Origin of the sequence: Rothia nasimurium, from assembly GCF_004569295.1 — a bacterium.
Lineage (GTDB): Bacteria > Actinomycetota > Actinomycetes > Actinomycetales > Micrococcaceae > Rothia > Rothia nasimurium_B.
The window spans coordinates 1-2024 of sequence record NZ_SPQC01000088.1 but is presented as its reverse complement, the minus strand read 5'-3'; the positions used below and the strand labels follow the sequence as shown (position 1 = coordinate 2024).

At 60.5% G+C, this 2024-nt stretch carries 2 protein-coding genes; both read right to left on the bottom strand.

Going from position 1 to position 2024, the window contains the following annotated elements; all coding sequences use genetic code 11:
• Positions 1-409: 409 nt before the first annotated feature.
• Positions 410-1390 carry a 23S rRNA (guanosine(2251)-2'-O)-methyltransferase RlmB gene (gene rlmB, locus E4U03_RS12475; RefSeq protein WP_135014043.1) on the bottom strand — a complete coding sequence of 327 codons (981 nt, stop codon included), beginning with the start codon at positions 1388-1390 and terminating at the stop codon, positions 410-412.
• Between the two features lie 105 nt (positions 1391-1495).
• Positions 1496-2024: DALR domain-containing protein (locus E4U03_RS12470; RefSeq protein ID WP_322785927.1), on the bottom strand; the 529-nt coding region annotated here is incomplete at its 5' end.

The following is a 2024-nucleotide window of genomic DNA, read 5'->3' as shown; positions in this document are numbered from 1 at the left end:
ACTCTCACTCGTGCGAGTTGGGATTTCTCGGTTCCGGCTTTGGCCTGAATTCGCTATGTGACTAGGTGTTTTGTCGCTTGGTGGGTTTCCCCTGTGCCGTGGCGACTCGTAATACTCTACGCAGGTTTTCCGGAGCGTGCAACCCAAAAGTGCCACCGCAGGAGCCTTTTTACCTCAAAATCCCCACCTGCAACAGATAAAACGCCTAGTCAAAGCTAAACTAAACACCGTAAAAATATTTTTAAAGTTTTTTTGAAGGTCTTCAGAAGGCCTGATTTTAGGGATTTTTGTGAGCCAGACCCTTATTCCGGCTCACACAAGCTCTCCTGAGCCTGCCTCCTCCCTAAGACTAGATAAACAAAAAGTGCTCCCCCACTATCGTGGGAGAGCACTTCGTTCTTATGAGAGCTTAGGAAGCTCGGCGGCGGGATACCTCGTAGAGGGAGATACCGACTGCCATAGAGGCGTTAAGTGATTCCATTGCTGAGCTAATGGGAATCGAAACGATCTGGTCGCAATTCTCGGTGACCAGTCGTGAGAGCCCCTTACCTTCTGAGCCAACGACGATCATGAGCGGTTCAGAGGCCAATTCGAGGTTGGGCAGGTCTACGTCGCCGCCGCCGTCCAGACCGACGACGAAGATGCCGGCGTCCTTGGCCTGCTGAATCACGCGGGTGAGGTTGGTTGCCTTGGCAACGGGGATGCGGGCAGCTGCACCGGATGAGGTCTTCCAGGCTGAGGCGGTCATGGCTGCCGAGCGGCGCTCGGGGATGATGACGCCGTTGCCCGAGAAGGCTGAGACGGAGCGGATGATGGCGCCCAGATTGCGGGGGTCGGTGATACCGTCCAGGGCAACGAGGAGGGGCGGGGTATCCATCTGCTTGTCGTACCAGCGGTCCATGGTGTCGAGGACCAGGTTGCCGGCGTCCGGGTACTTGTAGGGGGGAATCTGCAGAGCAACACCCTGGTGGACGGCGTGGTCGGTCAGGCGGTCCAGCTCGTTACGGCCTATTTCGAGCATGGGCAGGCCCTGCTTGTTGGCTTCGGTCATGATGTCGCGGACGCGGTCATCGACCTCGATGCGAGACATGACGAAGAGGGTCTTGGCGGGAATCTCGGTCTGCAGAGCCTCAAGTACGGAGTTACGGCCGGTAACCAGTTCGTCGGAGGCCCGCTTGCCGCCCAGGCGGGGCTGGCGGGAGCGCAGGGTGTTCGTTGCCTTGCGGTTTTCGGCGGACTTCTTCATCTTGTAGACCTTGTGGTAGACGCGGTCTTCTGCCTTGGGGGTGTTGCCGCGGCCTTCGAGGGCCTTACGTCCGTGGCCACCGGTGCCCTTGGTGGGGCCCTTCTTCTTATTGGTTGCGCCGGGGCGTGAGCCTGCCTTCGCCATGGGGTGTGTCCTTTGTTTGATGTCTATGAATTGTTTTCTAGCTTACCGACCCCCTGCCCCCTGTGGAGCGAGAGATGGAGCACGGTAGCGGGAGGGCTATGAGGCCTAGAGGGACCAGGTGGAGCCTGTTGCGCCGTCCTTGACGGTGATACCGGCCGCTGCCAGGGCGTCACGAATCTGGTCGGCGCGGGCCCAGTCCTTAGCCTCGCGGGCTTCGGCGCGCTGAGTGAGCATGATCTGGATTAGAGAGTCGAGCGCTGCGTGTTCGCCGGGCTCGGTGGCGGTAGCCCCTGCCTGGCTGAAGGACATAAGCTCTGCCAGCCCCAGTACCTTGGCCATGGCGTAGACCTGCTCGGCGGCGCCTTGGGCAGACTCACCGGCAGCGAGCGCTGCGTTACCGGCGCGGACGCCCGCGTGCAGGGCAGCGAGGGCCTTGGGGATGTTGAGGTCGTCGTCCATGGCCTCAGCGAAAGCCTCGGGTACCGCAACGTCTTCACGGTGATAGTCGCGGGTCGCAGACAGGAAGGCTTCGACGCGTTCGACAGCTACACGGGCCTCCTCGAGTGAGGTGGGGTGGTAGTCGAGCACGGAGCGGTAGTGGGCCTGGCCCAGATAGTAGCGGACGACCAGGGGG

What these genes read in the sequence shown, in the direction of transcription:
- rlmB (WP_135014043.1), bottom strand. Translation starts at nt 1,390, where the DNA reads ATGGCGAAGGCAGGCTCACGCCCCGGCGCAACCAATAAGAAGAAGGGC.